Origin of the sequence: Spongiactinospora sp. 9N601 (assembly GCF_044326295.1) — a bacterium.
Lineage (GTDB): Bacteria > Actinomycetota > Actinomycetes > Streptosporangiales > Streptosporangiaceae > Spongiactinospora > Spongiactinospora gelatinilytica.
The window spans coordinates 106,339-125,890 of record NZ_JBIRBB010000008.1 but is presented as its reverse complement, the minus strand read 5'-3'; the positions used below and the strand labels follow the sequence as shown (position 1 = coordinate 125,890).

General features: G+C 70.5%; 20 protein-coding genes. 9 read left to right on the top strand and 11 right to left on the bottom strand.

All coding sequences use genetic code 11. From position 1 onward, the window contains the following. Positions 1-295: 295 nt before the first annotated feature. Together ACH34R_RS20380 and ACH34R_RS20375 are read right to left on the bottom strand one after the other, a co-directional pair. Positions 296-448, bottom strand: coding sequence for a hypothetical protein (locus ACH34R_RS20380; RefSeq protein WP_397563035.1), 153 nt, complete (start codon positions 446-448; stop codon positions 296-298). Further along, complete coding sequence (locus ACH34R_RS20375; RefSeq protein WP_397563379.1) at positions 442-522, bottom strand: hypothetical protein; 81 nt, start codon at positions 520-522, stop codon at positions 442-444. The genes ACH34R_RS20380 and ACH34R_RS20375 overlap by 7 nt, the downstream gene beginning before the upstream one ends. 273 nt (positions 523-795) lie before the next feature. On the opposite strand from ACH34R_RS20375, the gene ACH34R_RS20370 reads away from it, so the two are divergent. Together ACH34R_RS20370 and ACH34R_RS20365 are read left to right on the top strand one after the other, a co-directional pair. Next, positions 796-2,028, top strand: a complete 1,233-nt coding sequence (locus tag ACH34R_RS20370) for a cytochrome P450 (protein ID WP_397563034.1) — start codon at positions 796-798, stop codon at positions 2,026-2,028. Positions 2,029-2,144: 116 nt separating this feature from the next. Continuing rightward, positions 2,145-2,402 carry a hypothetical protein gene (locus tag ACH34R_RS20365; protein ID WP_397563033.1) on the top strand — a complete coding sequence of 86 codons (258 nt, stop codon included), beginning with the start codon at positions 2,145-2,147 and terminating at the stop codon, positions 2,400-2,402. 256 nt (positions 2,403-2,658) lie between these two features. Here the strand turns inward: ACH34R_RS20365 and ACH34R_RS20360 are convergent, their stop codons facing one another. The 3 genes from ACH34R_RS20360 to ACH34R_RS20350 all read right to left on the bottom strand — a co-directional run bounded on the left by ACH34R_RS20360 (position 2,659) and on the right by ACH34R_RS20350 (position 5,735). Beyond that, the gene (locus ACH34R_RS20360) at positions 2,659-3,264 is read right to left on the bottom strand and encodes a TetR/AcrR family transcriptional regulator (protein ID WP_397563032.1); all 606 of its coding nucleotides are present in this window, start codon (positions 3,262-3,264) and stop codon (positions 2,659-2,661) included. Positions 3,265-3,291: 27 nt separating this feature from the next. Continuing rightward, positions 3,292-4,827 carry an MFS transporter gene (locus tag ACH34R_RS20355; RefSeq protein ID WP_397563031.1) on the bottom strand — a complete coding sequence of 512 codons (1,536 nt, stop codon included), beginning with the start codon at positions 4,825-4,827 and terminating at the stop codon, positions 3,292-3,294. Positions 4,828-5,075: 248 nt separating this feature from the next. After that, positions 5,076-5,735 (bottom strand): TetR/AcrR family transcriptional regulator, encoded by a 660-nt coding sequence (locus tag ACH34R_RS20350; RefSeq protein ID WP_397563030.1) that lies wholly within the window; start codon positions 5,733-5,735, stop codon positions 5,076-5,078. Positions 5,736-5,840: 105 nt separating this feature from the next. On the opposite strand from ACH34R_RS20350, the gene ACH34R_RS20345 reads away from it, so the two are divergent. Then, positions 5,841-6,947, top strand: a complete 1,107-nt coding sequence (locus ACH34R_RS20345; protein WP_397563029.1) for a serine hydrolase domain-containing protein — start codon at positions 5,841-5,843, stop codon at positions 6,945-6,947. Positions 6,948-7,270: 323 nt separating this feature from the next. Here the strand turns inward: ACH34R_RS20345 and ACH34R_RS20340 are convergent, their stop codons facing one another. Beyond that, complete coding sequence (locus ACH34R_RS20340; RefSeq protein ID WP_397563028.1) at positions 7,271-7,876, bottom strand: flavodoxin family protein; 606 nt, start codon at positions 7,874-7,876, stop codon at positions 7,271-7,273. Positions 7,877-8,113: 237 nt separating this feature from the next. Here ACH34R_RS20340 and ACH34R_RS20335 point away from each other — a divergent pair, with 237 nt between their 5' ends. From ACH34R_RS20335 to ACH34R_RS20325, 3 genes are all read left to right on the top strand, one after another. Continuing rightward, positions 8,114-8,695: a TetR/AcrR family transcriptional regulator gene (locus ACH34R_RS20335; protein ID WP_397563027.1), complete on the top strand. Its 582-nt coding sequence runs from the start codon at positions 8,114-8,116 to the stop codon at positions 8,693-8,695. Between the two features lie 182 nt (positions 8,696-8,877). After that, positions 8,878-10,080: a cytochrome P450 gene (locus ACH34R_RS20330; RefSeq protein WP_397563026.1), complete on the top strand. Its 1,203-nt coding sequence runs from the start codon at positions 8,878-8,880 to the stop codon at positions 10,078-10,080. A 277-nt stretch (positions 10,081-10,357) separates the two neighbouring features. Continuing rightward, positions 10,358-10,738 carry a winged helix-turn-helix transcriptional regulator gene (locus tag ACH34R_RS20325; protein WP_397563025.1) on the top strand — a complete coding sequence of 127 codons (381 nt, stop codon included), beginning with the start codon at positions 10,358-10,360 and terminating at the stop codon, positions 10,736-10,738. 43 nt (positions 10,739-10,781) lie between these two features. Here ACH34R_RS20325 and ACH34R_RS20320 read toward each other — a convergent pair whose 3' ends face one another. From ACH34R_RS20320 to ACH34R_RS20310, 3 genes are read right to left on the bottom strand one after another with little or no spacing between them, the layout of a single operon-like run. After that, on the bottom strand, positions 10,782-11,522 hold the full coding sequence (locus ACH34R_RS20320) for a PIG-L deacetylase family protein (protein ID WP_397563024.1): 741 nt from the start codon (positions 11,520-11,522) through the stop codon (positions 10,782-10,784). Between the two features lie 35 nt (positions 11,523-11,557). Continuing rightward, positions 11,558-12,436 carry an SRPBCC family protein gene (locus tag ACH34R_RS20315; RefSeq protein WP_397563023.1) on the bottom strand — a complete coding sequence of 293 codons (879 nt, stop codon included), beginning with the start codon at positions 12,434-12,436 and terminating at the stop codon, positions 11,558-11,560. Beyond that, positions 12,433-12,768, bottom strand: a complete 336-nt coding sequence (locus ACH34R_RS20310; RefSeq protein WP_397563022.1) for an ArsR/SmtB family transcription factor — start codon at positions 12,766-12,768, stop codon at positions 12,433-12,435. Before ACH34R_RS20310 ends, ACH34R_RS20315 begins: the two co-directional genes overlap by 4 nt. A 91-nt stretch (positions 12,769-12,859) precedes the next feature. Between ACH34R_RS20310 and ACH34R_RS20305 the strand changes: the two genes are divergently transcribed. From ACH34R_RS20305 to ACH34R_RS20295, 3 genes are all read left to right on the top strand, one after another. After that, positions 12,860-14,050: an aminotransferase class V-fold PLP-dependent enzyme gene (locus tag ACH34R_RS20305; RefSeq protein ID WP_397563021.1), complete on the top strand. Its 1,191-nt coding sequence runs from the start codon at positions 12,860-12,862 to the stop codon at positions 14,048-14,050. Positions 14,051-14,129: 79 nt separating this feature from the next. Then, positions 14,130-16,352 carry an ATP-dependent RecD-like DNA helicase gene (locus ACH34R_RS20300; RefSeq protein ID WP_397563020.1) on the top strand — a complete coding sequence of 741 codons (2,223 nt, stop codon included), beginning with the start codon at positions 14,130-14,132 and terminating at the stop codon, positions 16,350-16,352. A 312-nt stretch (positions 16,353-16,664) separates the two neighbouring features. Next, complete coding sequence (locus ACH34R_RS20295; RefSeq protein ID WP_397563019.1) at positions 16,665-17,864, top strand: Ig-like domain-containing protein; 1,200 nt, start codon at positions 16,665-16,667, stop codon at positions 17,862-17,864. A 21-nt stretch (positions 17,865-17,885) separates the two neighbouring features. On the opposite strand, the gene ACH34R_RS20290 is transcribed toward ACH34R_RS20295, so the two are convergent. Both ACH34R_RS20290 and ACH34R_RS20285 read right to left on the bottom strand, forming a co-directional pair. Next, positions 17,886-18,413 carry a GNAT family N-acetyltransferase gene (locus ACH34R_RS20290; protein ID WP_397563018.1) on the bottom strand — a complete coding sequence of 176 codons (528 nt, stop codon included), beginning with the start codon at positions 18,411-18,413 and terminating at the stop codon, positions 17,886-17,888. 49 nt (positions 18,414-18,462) lie between these two features. Continuing rightward, positions 18,463-19,476: a radical SAM protein gene (locus ACH34R_RS20285; RefSeq protein ID WP_397563017.1), complete on the bottom strand. Its 1,014-nt coding sequence runs from the start codon at positions 19,474-19,476 to the stop codon at positions 18,463-18,465. Between the last annotated feature and the right edge of the window lie 76 nt (positions 19,477-19,552).

The window sequence follows — 19,552 nt, the reverse complement described above, 5'->3', positions numbered from 1 at the left end:
TCTGGTGGTTCAACGACCCCCGAACGCCGTTTGCTGAGAGAACGACGGGCGTGGCCCGCGCCTTGCGGCTACCAGCCGGCCCGCTGGCCGCCTTCCCCGCCCAGCGCAGCGAGATCCGTATCGGCTACGCCCGTCGCTCCACCCGCGGCCAGAACCTCCAACGCCAACTCGACGTTGCACGGCGGCCGAGGCCCGGCCGGTCGCGTCATCCGTCGTAGCCTGAGCGGGGCACTCCCAGCCAGGCGCATCGCATGGTGTGCCTTGTCCGCGTCGATCAGCTCGTACTTGGCGAGCGTCATCGGTGATCGGCCGCCGCCTGTTTCGAGAACGTCGGCTTCTCCCGCAGCTCGGCCATCTGCCGCTCCAGCTCCCGGATCAGCGCACGCTTCGGCCCCGAGATCGGCTGCCGTCCGTCCTGCCTGCTCGCCGTCCGACGCCGGATCACCAATTGCCCAAGATGCCGGTGTTGATTTCGAATTCCCGCGCCACTGACGTGACCGTCCGATCGTCCTCCAGCACCATGCGGATGGCTTCTTCCTTGAACTCCGGCGAGAACTACGTGCGACGCCTCGTCACATACCTACCTTTTCCAGACTTCTGTCAGCTTATGCAACCAACTGTCCGTTATCTGCTGGGCGTCCCGACGTATGCCACTGTTCTAACACCGCTCGATCACAGATCTCTAACCTGCCGCTCTCTGCAGGATTGATCACCGCTGTTCTACGGTGATCCTGACCGGGATGGCTGCGCATCGGGCCGATGCCCTCACCCGCACCCTCGTGGAGGATGGTTATTATGACGTCGGATATACCCTGGGACATCAGAGAGATCCGTCACCCTCTTAATCAGGATGCGCAGGGCATCAACCGGCCCCCCTTGGACATCAATCCGCTGTATCACCACATCCGAGAGACGCCGACCGGAGTGGTGGCGGTTCAGCGGGCCTGCGGGCACGCGTTCTTGGTCACTCGCTGGGACGATGTGAGGTTCGTTCTCCAGGACACCCGATTCTCCCGGGAACATGCCCTGGATGTGGACGACGTCCCAGGCCTGGCCGGGACCCTCCTCGGCATGGATCCGCCCGGGCACACGGCGCTGCGGCGCCTCGTCGGCTCGTCGTTCACCGCGCGTGCGGTCGCCCGGCGACGCCCCGAGCTTATTCGCCAAGGCGATAGATTCCTCAAGGAAATGGTCGATCAAGGCGACCCCGCCGATTTGATGAAGAGCTTCGCTCTGCCTTTTGCCTTAAACGCAATATGTGATCTGATCGGCTTACCGGAAGCGGACCGGGAGGCGTTCTACAAATCGAGCACGTCGTTCCTCGCGACATCGCATGCCACACGCGCGAAGGCGCGCGCGTCAGGAGCCGTTATGGCGGAGTATCTCGGCACACTGATCGAGCAACGGCGCCGACAGCCCGCGGACGACCTGCTGTCGCATATTGCAGCACATGCCCAGGATTTCCCTCCCGAACATGTGATCATGCTGCCGATCGCCCTACTCATCGGCGGCTGGGAAACTACAACCGGGAATATCGGGACTTTTACGCAGGTACTGCTAAGCCGCGCCCATCTCGGACACGAAAGCGGATTCAAATACCTGGTGCAGCACCCTGGGATGCTGAACGGTGCAGTGACCGAGTTGGAGAGGATGTTCTCCAATGGTGCGGCTGATGGCATGCCCCGACGCGTCATGCATGATGTCCGGCTCCCCGGGGGAGAGTGCTTGAAGGCGGGTGACGTGGTCATCCCCTCGATGGATGCAGCCAATTATGATGGGCGGGTGTTCGACACCCCGGATCGGCTGGACTTCACTCGTGCCACCGAGGGGCGCGGGCACCTGTCATTCGGCCACGGCATCCATTACTGCGTTGGCCGCCATCTCGGCCATGAAGCGGTGGTGATCGCCATCGGCCTGTTAGTGGAATACTTGCCAGAGCTGAGGTTGGCAATTGCGGCGGAATCGATCCCGCGAAAATTCGGCCATGCGGTGACCGGCCCCATCGAGCTGCCCGTAACCTGGCGATGATGTCGAGCCTCATCGCTCGACGCCGCCGGATAGGCCGGTCACATCACACCTCGAAACCGATTCCACAGAGAACACCAAGGGCACTCCATAGCTCCTCTTTCACGGAGGTGATCTCCATGGGCAGCAAATGGCCGCCATACTGGGAAGATCCGCTCATCGATCCCGACGCACATCTCCTAGAGATTCATCCCGATCCGGATAGCAGAACCGAGGGTTGGTACGGTGCATGTGTCTGCCGCGAGTGGACCACCCAGACAACGGACGAAGGCGATGTCAAGAAAAGGTTCAACCAGCACATGAAAGATGTGCAGGCGCTGGCTCATTCCGTTGCGGCTGAAACACATAACAGCCGGACGCGTGGGCGCGGGCTTTGACGTGCGAGGGCAACGCCGACCTGGCCGGCGCTATCGGTGATGGCCGGATCATCTGATCGACCGGTCCCCCCTCGACTGCGCGCTCGCCGAAGGCGGCGACCCTGCCCGGGCAGGCACCAACGTCGGCGCAGCGAGGTCACCTCACCTGAGGTAAGCGCAGGTCGCGCCCATATCCGGCCGAAGGTTCCTCGGTGTTACCGGGCCCCTTCCGCTCGATGCGCGGCGCGGTGGCGGGGGCGGCGGTTTCCCGGGCCGTTCACCTCGTGGTCTGCAGCGGGCCGGTCCGGCCGATCCCCGTACTGGGGGCGGCGCCGATCGCCTGTCGCAGGACGTCGTGCACGTAGCCGGTGTCGGCGGGGGCGTTGTCGAGCAGGATGGCGGCGCAGAGCCCGTCGCAGGTCGCGACGAGTGCGGCCACGGCCTCGGGGGAGTCGGTGCAGTGCCGGGCCAGTTCGGCGACGTTCTCGCGCCATCGCCGGGCGACGGGGCGCAGGGCGGGCCGCCGGGCGGCGAGGGTGGACAGTTCGCGTTCGGCCAGGGCGCGGTCGCGGCCGGGGCCGGCGGATTCGGCGACGATTTCGGCCAGGCCGCGCAGCTTGTCCTCATGCTCGTCGATGATGTGGCGGATGCGCGCGGTGTAGGACTCGGCGATGCTGGTCAGGGCGCCGACGAGCAGGTCGTCGAGGGTGGCGAAGTAGTACGTGCTCAGGCTGACGGTGATGCCCGCCTCCTTGGCGACGGTGCGGTGCGTCACTCCGGCCGCCCCCTCGCGCTGGATGACCGCCAGGGTGGCCTCGATGATCTCGGCCCGGCGCTTGTCGCCTCTGGCCTTGCGTCCGTCCGCGGTCTTGTCCTCGCCCATGCGCCCTCCCGTCACCAGGTTAGACGATCACGGCCCGGATTCCCCGATCGGGCGGATGTGCCTGAGCATGAGCAGGCACAACGCGCTCACCGCCACGATCGCGGCGCCCGCGGTGAGGGCGGCGATGTTCAGGCCGGTGGTGAACGCGGCCTGCGCATCGCGGATCGTGCCCGCGGGGACCCGGCCGGACAGCGCCAAGGCCCCGCTGAGGCTGTCGGTGACACGCTGGGCGATCTCCGGTGCGGCCTGTTCCGGCGCCTGGGCCCGGGAACGGTAGACGGCCGTGGTGAGGCTCCCCAGCAGTGCGACCCCCACGGCCAGGCCGAGTTCCTGCACGGTCTCCGACATCGCCGCCGCCGATCCCGACTTCGCCGCCGGCGCGGCTCCGACGACGATGTCGGTGCCCAGCGCCGCGATGGCCCCCAGGCCGAGGTAGATGAAGGCGAAGCCGCTCACGACGCTCACCCAGCCGTCGCTGCCCGCCGTGCCGAGGAGCAGGTAGCCGATCAGGGAGAGTCCCAGTGTCGCGGCCATGACCGTTCCCGGGCGGATGCGCCTGGCCACGATCGGCGCGCCGATGGCGGCGGCGAACATCGCCAGCGCCGGCGGCCCCATCCACAGCCCGGCCTCGGCCGGTGACAGTCCTTCGACCAGTTGCAGGAACTGGGTGACCAGGTACATCGTGCCGCCCACGCCGACGAGCCCGATCAGCAGTACCGCCAGGGCGGCGGAAAAGCCGCGGTCGGCGAACAGCGTCACGTCCAGCAGGGGGGAGGCGAGCCGCAGTTGCCTGCGTACGAAGGCGGTCCCGGCCGCGGCGGCGAGCAGCGCGAGCAGTGGCGTCAGCGCGTCGATGCCGTGTGCGGCGAGGTGCTTGACGGCGTAGACCACCGGCAGGATGGCGGCCAGCGACAGGGCGACGCTGATGAGATCGATCCGGCCCTGGCCGGGCGCCGCGTACTCGGGCAGCAGTACGCGCGCCCCGGCCAGGACGATGGCCGCCACCGGCACCGCCAGCAGGAAGGCCGCCCCCCACCAGAACCGGTCGACCAGGGCGCCGCCCACCATCGGGCCGGCGGCCATGCCGAGGGAGAACATGGTGGCCCACACGCCGATGGCCACGGCCCGCAGGCGTACGTCGGCGAACATGTTGCTGATCAGGGACAGCGTTGAGGGCATGAGCGTGGCGCCGGCGACGCCGAGCAGCGCCCGCGCCAGGATCAGCAGGCCGGCGCTCGGCGCGAACGCGGCCAGGACCGACACGGCCGCGAACGCGGTGATGCCGATCATCAGCAGGCGCCGCCTGCCGATTCGGTCTCCCAGGGTTCCCATCGTGATGAGGAACCCGGCGATGAAGAAGCCGTAGGCGTCCATGATCCACAGGGTCTCGGTGGCCGTGGGATTCAGGTCGGCGGCCATGCTCGGCGACACCAGGTACAAAACCGTGACGTCGAACCCCAGCAGCGCGGTAGGAAGCGCCAGCAGTGCCAGGCCGAGCCATTCCCGCACTCCGGCACGCTGCGGCCCGGCCTGCGTCGTGACATCTTTCCGTTGCGGGCACATATTTGAACCATAGTACAACTAGTACGATCGTTCAAATATCTGATGTGTGAGCGCAGGTCCGCCATGGCGGGATCGGGCTTCCCCTGCGAGCCGGGGCACCGCCAAGGCCCGCCTGGCTCCCAAGGCACGGCCGGGACCGCCGAGTACGGCACCGGCCACGAACTCGCCCCCCACGCCTGCCGGCTCATGGCTTCAAGGGCCACCCGGGCATGCGGGAGAACGGCGGTGGCCGGCGACGGGCCGGCCGGCTACCCCGGGGGGATCGCGGCCTCGATGTGGGCCAGGTGCGCGGCGAGGATCTCTTCGAACGCGGCGCGGCGGTCGGCCCCGAGCGGGCGGACGTCGCGGGCGAAGTGAGCCAGGGCCGGGAAGCGTTCGGGGTCGGCGCCGAGGACCGCGACGCGGAACAGCTCCATGCCCTGTTCATGCTCTTCGGGGGTGAGGGCGCTGATCCCCGCCTCAGAGGCGATCAACGCCGCGATCAGGACCGCGATCCGGTGGTAGTGCGCCGGGATCTCCGCGTCGGGCAGCCCCGACGCGCGCAGCGCCTGCAGCGTCTCCTCCATGACCAGCCGGGAGCCGATGCCGCCTGAGGCGTAGCGTCCCCAGACCGCGGCGAGCTGCGGCTGCCGTCCGGATGCCTCACGCACGCGCAGGGCCAGCGCGGTGAGGCGCTGTTTCCAGTCGCCCTCGGGGCGGTAGCCGTCCATGGCGGCCACCAGGATCCGGTCGGCGACCGCGCGCAGCAGTTCGGTCTTGCTGCGGAAGTGCCGGTAGAGGCTGGAGGAGTCGGTGCCGAGCACCGCGGCGAGCTTGCGCACGCTGAACGACTCGGCGTCGCCCGTGCACAGCAACTCCGCCGCCGTCTCCAGGATCTCCTCGGCCGACCAGCGTCTTCTGCCTGTCATCTCACCCTCTCGCCGGACTCAGCCTAGCCTATGCACTTGCTGTTGCACGCGCCGCGTGCATAATGTCGGTGTGGGCACACCGGGCAATACGAAAGGACGAATGTCATGGATCCCGCCGAGCTGAACACCGCCATGGAGGACGTCCGCCGCGCCGGGATACCGGGCCTGTTCGCCGAAGTCCGCCACGGCGGCCAGGTCTGGCGCGGCGCGGCCGGGACCGCCGACGTGGCCACCGGCCGCCCCATCACCGCCGACATGCGACACCGCGTCGGCAGCGTCACCAAGACCTTCACCGCCGCCGCCGTGCTGCAACAGGTCGAAAGCGGCCAGATCGGTCTCGACGCGCCGATCGGCCGCTACCTGCCGAAGCTCGTTCCCGGAGGACGCGGTGACGCGATCACGGTCCGGATGTTGATCAACCACACCAGCGGCCTCGCCGAATACCTCCCCTACGCCTACCCCTCCCTCAAGGCGTTCCCCGCCCTTGCGGACACCGGGCCGCAAAGCCTGGACGACCACCGGCTGACACGGTTCGACCCCACCGAACTGATCGAACTGGGGGTCACCGCACCTGCCGCAGGCCCCCCGGGCGGTACTCCCGGGCTGTACTCCAACACCAACTACCTGCTCCTCGGCCAACTCCTGGAACAGGTGACCGGCACCACGGCCGAAGAGTGCATCACCCGGAACGTCATCGAGCGCGCCGGGCTGTCAGACACCGCGTTTCCCGCTGGACCGCACGTCAGCGGGCCGCAGTCGCGGCTCTATGAGGCGTGGTTCGGCATGATCGACCCACCGCGCGACTACAGCGTCTTCGACATGTCGTACGCAGGGCCGGCGGCTTCCCTGACATCGACCGTCGCGGACCTCAACCGCTTCTACGGCCTGCTGTTCGCCGGCGAGATCGTCAACCGGTCGTCACTGACGCAGATGCGACGCACCGTCTCCATCATCTCCCAGGAGAGCAAGCTGATCGAGTACGGCCTGGGCCTGCACCCGATGGAGGGCCCTGGCGGCGGGACCTTCTGGGGCCACGGCGGTACGGTCTGGGGCGGTGGAACGCTCTCCATGATCAGCGCTGACGGCAAACGGCAGATGTCCGTCGCGGTGAACCTGCAAAGGTGGAACAGGCTCGGCGCCACGGGCAGGCCGCAGCCCCATCCCATCGACGACGCGCTGGCGGCCTTCTATCGCGTGGCGATGCGGCGATGACCACAACCGGCTTCGCGCCGGCGAGGGATCAGGGCCACTCCATGGCAGGGCTACTGCGCCCCTACCGGTGGAGCTTCGCCGCCGTTGTCCGCATCGAGCCGCTGCCGCAAGCACCGGAACGATCCAGCCGGTGGGCCATGACCTGGAGGTGGAGTCCGTCGCCTTCCGGCATGGCGACCGCACGGTGTTCGACGGCCTGTCGTTGCCCGTGCCCGAGGGACGGCGGCCGGCCATCGCCGGCCCCTCGGACGCGGTGCGCCGAGGGGCGCGCCATCGACTTCATCGCCGGTGCCGGTACGCCGAGGCCGGACGCCGGGGTCGGTTCAGGTGGTGACGTAGGCGGCGCGGCGGCCGGCCACCAGCAGGGCGGCCTGGCGGGCGACGCGGGAGCCGAGGTGTTCGGCGGTGGCGATGTCGGCGGTGTGGACCGTGTCGATGCCGCCGTCCAGCGGGGTCTGGGCTCCGGCGCCGGTCCACAAGCCGAGGCGGTTGAGGTCGTTCTCGGAGCCGGTCGTGGAATTCCAGCCCGGGGCGAGGCCGAGGCTGACCCACAGCATGCGGTGCTGGGCGGCGAAGGTGACGAAGAAGGCGAGGGTGCTGAACTTGTCGCCGTTCTTGGATGCGGAGTTGGTGAAGCCGGCCGCGAGCTTGTCGGCCCAGCGGCCTTCCACGAAGCGGCGGCTGGTGGCCTCGGCGAAGGCGTGGAACGCGGCGGTGGCGCTGCCCATGTAGGTGGGGGAGCCGAAGATGATGGCGTCGGCGTCGTCCAGTTGCCGCCACTGCTCGTCGGTGATGGTGTCCACCGCGACGAAGGGCACGCCGGCGCCGGTGCCGACCGCTCCGCGGCGGACCGCTTCGGCGAGGACCGCCGTGTGCCCGTAGCCGGAGTGGAAGGCGACGGCGACGGAGGGGGCGATGGGTTCAGGCATGTCAACTCCTGTGGTTCGTGGTTCGGGTGCCGCGGCGGGGAAACGCCCTGGGCCGGTCCTTGCTGGATTTCGGCCGTCCGGAGCATCCCGCCAACGGCTAATATGACCGGTCGTCTTAGTATAGTCAAGCCGGGACCCCGCGGCCCGGCCGGCGCATCGGCGGCGGGCTCCATGCCCTCATCGCCCCAGCGCAGCACGCGTTTGACATACTTAAGGAGACCGGTCATATTGCCTGGTATGCCTCGCCCGAGTGTGAAGGAAAAACTGGTCGAGTACGCCGAGTCGGTGTTCCGGCGCAAGGGGTTCAACGGCGCCAGCGTGCAGGACATCACGAGCGCCGCGGGCGTCCCCAAGGGGTCCTTCTACAACCACTTCCAGAGCAAGCAGGAACTCGCCGCCGAGATCGTGCGCCGCTACTGCGATGCCACGGACTTCAGCATGCTCGACGCCGGTGGCGGCCGGGAGCACACGGCGCTGGAGCGGATCCGCGCCCACTTCGCCGTCCAGGCCGAGCGCACCCGCGCCACCGGCGTCGGGTACGGCTGCCTGCTGGTCACCATGGCCAGCGACTCACCGACCACCGGCGAGGAGGTGCGGTCGGCCGTGCAGGAGGGCTTCGACGGATGGACCTGCGCGCTGGCCACGCTGATCGAACGCGGCCAGCACACGGGCGAGATCTCCTCCGTCCGCCCCGCCCGTGACCTGGCCGCCTTCCTGATCGACACCTTCGAGGGGGGAGCCCTGCGAGGCAAGGCCACCGACGACCACAGCGCGTCGATACTCGCCCTGGACATCGCCCTGGACGCGCTGCGGGCCTGATCCCGATCCGTCGCGGCATGTCCCCGGACGCCGGCCGCGTCGCTTCTCACCGGCCATGACCGTAGCAAGGCCCTGATCGAACTCGATTACGGTATGTGGCGGCCGGGGCCGGGAGCGGTGACCGGGCGGCGCGTACGGCCGCACCCGCAAGACGCGGCACAGGGCCGATCCGGAGGAGAGCGATGATCACCAGCGTTTTCGATCAGGACTATCTGCGCGACCCGCACCAGGTCTACGCCCGGCTCAGAGGCCAAGGCCCGGTGGCGCCGACCGCCACCTCCCGCGGGGTCAAGATCTGGCTGATCACCCGCTATGAGGACGTCAAGGCCGCGATGACCGACCCCCGCATCAGCAAGGCCTTCGCGGGCAACCTCCAGGTGTTCAAGGCCAACGAACTGGAGGGCGGCGACAGCAGCGGCGCGGCGGCGGTCGTCCCCGACACCATGCTGTTCTCCGACCCGCCCGATCACACGCGGCTGCGCCGCATCGCCGTCAAAGCCTTCACCGCAGGCAGGATCCGGGCCCTGCGCCCGCGCATCGAACAGATCAGCGCGCGCCTGCTCGATCCGCTGGGACCCGAGTTCGACCTGCTCAAGGACTATGCGATCGCGCTGCCCGCGATGGTGATCGGCGAACTGCTCGGCGTGCCCGAGGCCGATTGGCCGCGGATGATCCACCTGTCCAACACCACCATCGAAGGCTCGGCCCACGACCCGCAGCAGGTGGTGGCCGCGGCGGAGGAAACGCTGGCGTACCTGACGGACCTGTGCGCGGCCAAACGCGCCGCCCCGGCCGATGACCTGATCAGCGCCATGGTCCGGATCCACGACGAAGACGGCCGGATCGACGACGTCGAGCTGGTGAGCACCGCCTGGCTGCTTCTGGTCGCCGGGCATGAGACGACGGTCCACCTGATCGGCAACGGCATGCGCGCCTTGTTCGCCCACCCCGGCCAGATGGCCCGCCTGCGCGCCGAGCCCGCGCTCCTGCCCGGCGCCATCGAGGAGTTCCTCCGTTACGACGGGCCGGTCAGCACCGGCACCTACCGTTACACCACCGCGCCCGTGACGATCGGCGGGGTGGACATCCCCGCGGGGCAGCTCATCATCGTCGGCCTGCTGTCGGCCAACCGCGACGCCGGGCGCTACGACGACGCGGACCGCTTCGACATCACCAGGAACCCCGCTCAGCACCTGGCCTTCGGGCACGGCATCCACTACTGCCTGGGCGCCCCGCTGGCCCGCGTCGAAGGCGAGGTCGCCTTCGGGCAACTGCTGGGGCGCTTTCCCCTGCTCCAACCGGCCGTGCCGGTGGACCGGCTCACCTGGCGCGAAGGGATGCTCATGCACGGCCTGACCGCGCTGCCGGTACGCACCCACGCCTAGAGCACCGCTGTCGCCGCGCCTGGGGTCGCCGTCGTGTCCGATGCACAGGTTGCCGATGGCGCGCATCAGCCTCACCGCCCGCATACGTACGCCCCGCAGGGTCCCCGGGCGGCCTGGGTGCGCCCGCCCCCATCATGGCCGGCCGCTGATCGGCCGCCCGAAGCCCATCGCGTCGATGTGATCCCGCCCGGCGGCGATGCCCGCCCATTAGGCTGGGTGAGTACCGGCACCTGCGCCGGTACTCACCAAAAAGCCGGTACTACCTGGGGATGGGGCCATGCCGAGACAGCCGTACCTGTGCGGGCTGGACGCCGCCGTCGACGTCGTCGGCGGCAAATGGAAAGCGCTGATCTTGTGGGCCCTCGGTGACGGCGCCCCGCACCGCTTCGGCGAGCTGAAACGGCAGGTCCCCGGCGTCAGCGAGAAGATGCTGATCCAGCAGCTTCGCGAACTGGAGGCCGACGAGGTCGTCCACCGCGAGGTCTACCACCAGGTCCCGCCCAAGGTCGAATACTCCCTGACCGACCTGGGCCTTTCCCTCAACCAGGCGCTCGCCCCGCTGGGGGAGTGGGGCGCCAGGCACAAGTCGTTCATCGAGGCCACCCGCACCGCCGCCGAAGCCGCCACTGAAGCCGCCGCCGGACACGCCGCCCGCTGACCCTGCCCACCGGCTTGCCCACCGGTTTGCCCGGCGACCGCGATCAGCGGGTGAACAGCTCGAACGCCACCGCCGCCACCCCGCCGAACATCGCCCCTTCGGCCTTCGCGGCCCCGCCCAGCAGCTCCCGGGCGTACTCCTGCGGGTCGCGGCCGGTCAGCGCCCCGATGTAGGAGCGGTGCTCCACCAGCGAGGCGATCGCCCGCTCCAGCCCCGGCCCGGCCGCCACCGCGTGCGTCGGATACGGCGAGCCCGACACCGCCACCCACCGCACGCCGTCCCACGGCGCGAGCCCCGGCTCGGGGAAGATCCACCGGTTGCCGGCATCGATGGCGGCGTCCAGCGCGGCCCGCCCCACCGCCCGGTGATCAGGGGTGTTCCACACCCGCCCGCCGGGCCAGGTGTCATGATGGTTGACGGTGATCACCAGCTCGGGGCGGTGGCGGCGGATCGCCAGCGCCAGCTCCCTGCGCAGCGCCGGCCCGTACTCGATGGCGCCATCGGCCAGCCCCAGGAACTCCACCGATTCCACCCCGACCACGGCCGCGGCGGCCCGCTGCTCACCCTCGCGCACCGGCGCGGCCCGCGCCGGGTCCATCGTGTCGATCCCCGCCTCGCCGCGGGTGGCCAGCAGATAGGACACGCTGCGCCCCTCGTCGGTCCAGCCGGCGATGGCGGCGGCGGTGCCGTACTCCAGGTCATCGGGGTGGGCGACGATGGCCAGCGCCGTGCGCCAGTCTTCGGGCATCGGCTCCAGCGCCGGCCGCGCGCTGTGATCGCTCATGACAGGCCCAACCTATCGCGCCCCCCTTGCGGGTTTCAGCCCGCCGCGCGGCGGATCCGCGCGGCCAGCGCGGCGATGTGCTCCCGCCAGGCCGCCAGCGCCACCTGCCGGGCATCGGGCAGGTCGGCCGGGCCGCTTTGGGTCAGCACCAGCCGCGCCCCGTGGCCGGTACCGGGCGCCAGCTCGAAACGGACCCGCCCGGCGGGCCGCTCGTCATAGCGCCAGGCGTACTCCAGCCCGGCCCGCGCCGCCCCGCCGTCGCCGCCGTCGTCCCACACCTCGGTGACCTCGGCGGCCGGCACCGCGCCGGTGGTGAACGCCGCGGGCGGCCCATCGCCGGGCGCGGGCCGCTCCGCGCCCTGCAGCAGCATCTGCCACACCTGCCCGACCGGCAGGGTGAGCTGCCGCTCGAACCGCACCCGCCACCCGGCGGGGGAGTCGGCGATCACCCCGGCGTCCAGCCCGAACTGCGCCACCAGCGCCTCGTGGGCGTCCAGCATCCGCCCCGGCTCGCTGATCGCGACCCCGGCCAGCAGCTCGTCCAGGCCCGCCACGCACGCCTGCCATCCGGCGGCGTAGCTGGCCGCGCCGTAGTGGTCGTCGAAGATGTGGGTGAACACCAGCAGGCTGTGCTCCCCGTCGGGGATCACCTCCCAGCGCAGGTTCTCCCCCTCCCAGGTGTAGGCGATCACCTTCGGCGGGTCCAGCTCGGTGATCACCCCGGCGCCGGCGCCGGCGAAGGTCACCTTGCCGCCGATCCGCAGGTCCAGTTCCACCTCCGCCGGAAACCACCGGGCGAGCCGGGCGGGGTCGATCAGGGCCTGCCACACCGTGTGCGGCGGGTGGGCGAGCCTGCGCCGCATGCGCAGCACGCTGCGGCCCTCCTCGGTGCGCAAGGTCTGTTCCGCGCTCACGTCACATCCTCCTGTCCGGTCATCTCATCGGCCTGGGAGTCCAGGTGGGCCTCCAGGGCGTCCAGGCTCGCCGCCCACAGCCTGCGGTAGGGGGCCAGCCACGCGTCGATCTCGGCCAGCGGTTCGGGGCGCAGCTCATACCAGCGCCGCTGCGCCTCGCGGCGGACCGTCACCAGCCCCGCCTCGCGCAGCACCCGCAGGTGTTTGGAGGTGCCGGGCTGGGTGAGGGCCAGGCGCTCGGTCAGCTCGCCGACCGAGCGCGGGCGCTCCAGCAGCAGGTCCAGGATGCGGCGCCGGGCCGGCTCGGCGAGTACGTCGAAAGGTACGGACACCCCCTCAACATACCGCTACGGTTATATGCCTGCAACTGCATGTACCGTGCTGGGGCCGCCGCCCCGCCGCCCCTGCGGCACCATGAAGGACATGAGCGAAGGCATCGACGTCGAAGCCCTGCGCGCCGACACCCCCGGCTGCGCCCACGTCGCCCACTTCAACAACGCCGGCGCGGCCCTGCCCCCGCGCCCGGTCACCGCCGCCGTCACCGCCCACCTGCGACTCGAGGCCCGCATCGGCGGATACGAGGCCGCCGAACACGCCGAAAAGGCCATCGCCCGCAGCTACGACGCCATCGCCGCCCTCATCGGCGCGGCCCCCGACGAGATCGCCCTCATCGAGAACGCCACCCGCGCCTGGGACATGGCCTTCTACTCCATCCCCTTCGCACCCGGCGCGCGCATCCTCACCACCACCAGCGAATACGCCAGCAACGGCATCGCCTTCGCCCAGATCGCCCGCCGCACCGGCGCCCGCGTCCAGGCCGTACCCGACGACGAACACGGCCAGATGTCCCTGCCGGCCCTGGCCGCGGAACTCGACCGCGGAGGCGTCCGCCTGGTCGCCGTCAACCACGTCCCCACCCACAACGGGCTCATCAACCCCGCCGAGCGGATCGGCGCCCTGTGCCGCCGGTACGGCGTCACCTTCCTGCTGGACGCCTGCCAGTCGATCGGGCAGTTCCCCGTCGACGTCGCCGACATCGGCTGCGACATGCTCTCGGCGACCGGCCGCAAGTTCCTGCGCGGCCCGCGCGGCACCGGCTTCCTGTACGTGCGCCGCGACCTGATCACCCGCCTGGAACCGCCGTTCCTGGACCTGCACGCCGCCACCTGGACCGCCCCCGGCCGCTACGACATCCGCCCCGACGCCCGCCGTTTCGAAACCTGGGAACGCAACGTCGCCGCCCAGATCGGCCTCGGCGTGGCCGCCGACTACGCCGGCGCGGTGGGCCTGGCCGCCACCGGCCGCCGCATCCAGACCCTCGCCGACGGCCTTCGCCGCGACCTGGCCGGCCTGCCCGGCATCACCGTCCTGGACCGCGGCGAACGCCGCTGCGGCATCGTCACCTTCGACGTGCACGGCCACCAGGCCGCCGACGTCAAACGCGAACTGCGCCGGCACAACGTCAACGTCAGCGTCACCGACATCGCCCACCACCGCCTGGACGCCCACCCCGTGCCCGCCGCGATCCGCGCCTCGGTGCACCACTACAACACCGAGCAGGAGACCGCCCGCCTGGCCGACCTGATCGCCCGCATCGCCGCCCGCCGCCCCTGACCCCGCCCGACTCACCCGCCCATCCGCCCATCCGCCCGGCCGCCGCCCGCCGTCGGCGGCGGCTGGTTTAATACCGGGCATGGCACACCAGGCCCCGCCGGGAGAACCCCCCGGCACCACCATCACCGGGGTCTTAGAACGCGTCACCTACGCCAACGAGGAGACCGGCTACACCATCGCCCGCATGGCCACCGAACGCGGCGGCGATGACCTGCTGACCGTCGTCGGCCCGCTGCTCGGCGCCCAGGTGGGGGAGTCGCTGCGGCTGAGGGGCCGCTGGACCTCCCACCCCCGCTACGGCAGGCAGTTCGAGGTCTGGTCCTACCACACCGTGCTGCCGGCCACCATCCAGGGCATCCAGCGCTACCTCGGCTCGGGCCTGATCAAGGGCATCGGCCCCAAGATGGCCGAACGCATCGTCGGCCACTTCGGCACCGACACCCTGGACGTCATCGAAAAGGACCCCGCCCGCCTGGCCGAGGTCCCCGGCCTGGGCCCCAAACGCACCAAGATGATCGCCGCCGCCTGGGAGGAACAGAAGATCATCAAGGAGGTGATGGTGTTCCTCCAGGGCGTCGGGGTGTCCACCTCGATCGCGGTGCGCATCTTCAAGCAGTACGGCGAACGCTCCATCGACGTGGTCCGCACCGAGCCCTACCGGCTGGCCGACGATGTGTGGGGGATCGGCTTCAAGACCGCCGACACCATCGCCCAGGCCGTCGGCATCCCGCACGACAGCCCCGAACGCGTCAAGGCCGGCCTTCGCTACACCCTGTCCCAGGCCGCCGACGACGGCCACTGCTACCTGCCCGCCCCCAACCTCGTCACCGACGCCGTCAAGATCCTCGGCGTGCCCGCCGACCAGGTCGCCGCCCACCTGGGCGACCTGGTGGCCGAAGAAGGCGTCATCCGCGAGGACGTCCCCACCGAGCAGGGCAGCGTCCCGGCGGTGTACCTGGTGCCCTTCCACCGCGCCGAACTGTCCCTGGCCGCCTCCCTGACCGGGCTGCTGCGCGGCGGCGGTGACCGCATGCCCGGCTTCGCCCACGTCGACTGGGACCGCGCGCTGGCCTGGCTGCGCGAACGCACCGGCCACGACCTGGCCGCCGAGCAGGCCCAGGCCGTACGGCTGGCCCTGACCGCCAAGGTCGCCGTCCTGACCGGCGGCCCCGGCTGCGGCAAGTCCTTCACCGTGCGCTCCATCGTCACCCTGGCCCGCGCCAAGAAGGCCAAGGTCATCCTCGCCGCCCCCACCGGCCGCGCCGCCAAACGCCTGGCCGAGCTGACCGGGCACGAGGCCACCACCGTCCACCGCCTGCTGCAACTGCGCCCCGGCGGCGATGCCACCTTCGACCGCGACAACCCGCTGGACGCCGACCTGGTCGTGGTCGACGAGGCGTCCATGCTGGACCTGCTGCTGGCCAACAAGCTCCTCAAGGCCGTCCCGCCCGGCGCCCACCTGCTGCTGGTGGGCGATGTGGACCAGCTTCCCTCCGTCGGCGCCGGGGAGGTCCTGCGCGACCTGCTGGCCGCCGAGCAGATCCCCCGGGTGCGGCTCACCCAGATCTTCCGCCAGGCCCAGCAGTCCGGCGTCGTCGTCAACGCCCACCGCATCAACACCGGCCTGCCGCCCACCCTGGCCGGCATGAACGACTTCTTCCTGTTCCCCTGCGATGACGCCGAGGAGATCGCCGCCCTGACCGTCGATGTCGTGGCCCGGCGCATCCCCCGCAAGTTCGGCCTGGACGCCCGCCGCGACGTGCAGGTCCTGGCCCCCATGCACCGCGGCGCGGCCGGCGCCGGGGCGCTGAACGCGGCCCTGCAGGAGGCCGTCACCCCGGCGCGCGAGGGCCTGCCCGAACGCCGCTACGGCGGGCGCGTCTTCCGCGTCGGCGACAAGGTCACCCAGCTTCGCAACAACTACGAAAAGGGCACCGCCGGGGTGTTCAACGGCACCGTCGGCGTGGTCACCGCCATCCGCCCCGAAGACCAGTCCCTGACCGTGCTGACCGATGAGGACGAGCAGGTCGAGTACGCCTTCGACGAGCTCGACGAGCTCGCCCACGCCTATGCGGTGTCCATCCACCGCTCCCAGGGCAGCGAGTACCCCGCGGTGGTGGTGCCGCTGTCCACCTCGGCGTGGATGATGTTGCAGCGCAACCTGCTGTACACGGCCGTCACCAGGGCCAAACGCCTGGTGGTGATCGTCGGCTCGCGCCGCGCGCTGGCCCAGGCGATCCGCACCCGCGGCGCCGGCCGCCGCCACACCGGCCTGACCCACCGCCTGACCCCGGCCCGCTGATCTTCGGCGCGCCTCCGGCGCCTGCCCCCCGCCCGGCCGCGCCCTCCTGCGCCCCGGCGCCGTCCTGACCTGCCCTTGACCGCGCCGCAGACCCCCGCGTCCGCCCACATTTATCCGGATCCCTTGTGAACTTTTGTGACAGTTGAGACGTCTACTACGTGGGGATCGTTCGCTTGATGCGGAACTTACCGCGACTTGGGGGAGAATGGATACGGGGCGTGTCCATGTATGTGGTGATCAAGGTGATTATGTCCGATCTAGTGTCATACCCCGCTAGGGTTGACCGTCTTTGCCGTACTGGGGGAGATAGCAGTGCACAACGTTGACCGCCGCTGGAAGGGGCCGCTGGCAGGACTGGCGGTGGCGGCATCGGCCCTCCTGACCGCCTCCTGCTCCGGTACCCCCGCCACCGGCACGGCCCCCGCCTCGGCGGAAAAACCCGCCGCCGCCTCACCGCCCACCATCACGGTGACCCCCGCCGACGCCGCCAAGAAGGTCCGCCCCGAAAAGCGCGTCGTCATCGCCGCCGCCGACGGCGCCCTGCAGGAGGTCACCGTCACCGCCAAGGGCGACCAGGAGCCGGTCGACGGAAAGTTCGACGCCGCCAAGTCCCGCTGGGTCTCCAGCGGCCCCCTCAAGCCCGCCACCACCTACACCGTCACCGCCACCGCCCAAGGCCCCGGCGGCCCCGCCGAGCACACCAGCACCTTCACCACCCTCAAACCCGCCCGCGAACTGACCATCGCCGACGTCACCCCCAGCCTCAAAGGCGAGAAGGTCGGCGTCGGAGCGCCCATCATCGTCACCTTCAACCAGTCCGTCGGCGACCGCCGCGCGGTGGAAAAGGCCCTGAAGGTCGAGGCCGAAAAGCCCGTCCAGGGCGCCTGGCGGTGGCTCGCCGACAACCGCATCATCTACCGCACCGCCAAGTACTGGCCCGCCCACCAGACGGTCACCTTCACCGCCGACCTGGAAGGCGTCCGCGCCGCCCGCGACATGTACGGCGTCAAGGACGTCACCAAGACCATCAAGATCGGCGCCAAGGTCATCAGCACCGTCGACGCCCGCAAGAAGACCATGATCGTCAAACGTGACGGCAAGACCGTCAAGAAGATGCTGATCAGCGCCGGCAAGGCCACCACCCGCGAATACACCACCACCAGCGGCGTCCACCTCACCATGGAAAAGGCCAACCCCGTCCGGATGATCTCCCCCGGCCGCAAGAAGGGCGACCCCGAGTACTACGACGTGATGATCAATCACGCGGTGCGCATCTCCAACTCCGGCGAGTACGTCCACGCCAAGGACAACGTCTGGGCCCAAGGCCGCCAAAACGTCAGCCACGGCTGCATCAACGCCCGCCCCGACCAGGCCAGATGGTTCTACGACACCATGCAGCGCGGCGACGTGGTGATCGTCAAGGGCACCAGCCGGGACCTGGAATGGAACAACGGCTGGGGCTATTGGCAGATGCCGTTCAAGCAGTGGAAGAAGGGCAGCGCCCTGTCCTGACCCGCCGCCGGCGCGGCCCGTTCACGGGCGCGGCCCGCCCGCCGCGCCCGGCCCCACCCTGCGCTGCAGCACCTGCCCGGGCCAGCCCCCCACCGAAAAGGACTCCGCGCGCACGAACCCCCGCCCCTCGTAATAGCGCACCAGCCGCCCATCGCCACCGGCGTAACAGTCGACCCGCACCAGCCCCGCCCCGGCCTGCACCGCCTCGGCCACCGCCCGCTCCAGCAGCGCCGCCCCCACCCCCCGCCCGGCGAACCGGCGATCGGTCACCAGCCCCTGGACGTAAAGCTCCGGCTCCTCCACCGGCGGCACATAACCCAGCGCCGCGCCCAGCGCCATGCACCCGGCCGGGCGCCCGTCCAGCATCGCGATCCGCATGCCGCCACCGCGGGCCCACCCGCTCACCGTCTCCACCCGGGCCGCCTGCCGGGAGAACGGCTCCTGCCCCCACTGCCCGACGCGGCCCTGGCCCACCAGCCAGGCCACCGCGCGATCGAACATCGCCAGCACCGCCGGCACGTCCCCAAGCCCGCCATGGCGAATCTCCATCGCCGGATCCTACGCGCCGCCCGCCCGCCGATCCAGCGGGGGAGCGGGGCTACACCAGCGCGAGCTGATGCGCGCGAGGACGCGGCGCGCCGGCCAGCGGCCCGGCACCACGCAACCCGAACGCGGCCGCCAGCCGGCCCACCTGCCCCATGATCCGCCCCCGATAGGCCGGATCGGCGTCGGCGCCCTGGCCGTACAACTCCTCATACCGCCCCACCAGCCGCGGGTGCCGCTCGCCCAGCCACCCGAAAAACCACTCGCGCGTCCCCGGCGGCAGCCGCAACACCAGCGGCAACACCTCACCGGCGCCGCTGGCCGCGATCCGCCGCATCGTCGCCTGAAGCTGATCGGCGCCATCGGTCAGGCACGGCAGGATCGGCGCCATCGTCACCGCGCACGGCACCCCCCGCGACACCAGCTCCGACACCAGCTCCAGCCGCCGCTGCGCGCTCGGCGCGCCCGGCTCCACCGCACGCCGCACCTGCTCATCGACGAACGCAATCGACACCGCCACCCGGCCGCCCGCCGCGCCGGCCGCCTCGGCCAGCAACTCCGCATCCCGCGCCACCAGCGCCCGCTTGGTGTACACCGTGAACGGGTTGCCCGCATCCCGAAACGCCGCCAGCAACCCCGGCATCAGCCGATACCGCTCCTCGGCCGGCTGGTAGCAGTCACCGCCCACCCCGACCGCGACCGGCTCACCCCGCCACGCCGGCGCGGCCAGCTCCTCCCGCAACAACCGCACCAGATTGGGCCGCACCACGATCTGCGTCGCGAAACCCTCCCCGGCATCCAGGCCCAGCCGGCGATGCGCGCCCCGCCCCGAACAGTAGCGGCACGCCGCCGCACACCCCCGATACGGGCTCACCCCCCACCCCTCGACCGGCTCGGCCACATCAGGCAAACGCTCCAGCGCCACCCGGGCCTGCACCTCGGCCAGCCACGTGCCCTCCGGGCCGGCCCGCACCACCGCGCCGCGCGGCATCCGCGGACCGGCGGGGGCGGCGCCGGGGTCGATGAGCGAAAGCGCGTCCCAACCCATGAGGTCAAGTGGAACACGCATTCGACTACGGTTGCAAGCGATTCGCCCACTCCCACGCGCCTGCCGCCCCGGCCGATACCGTGGAAGCATCGATCAC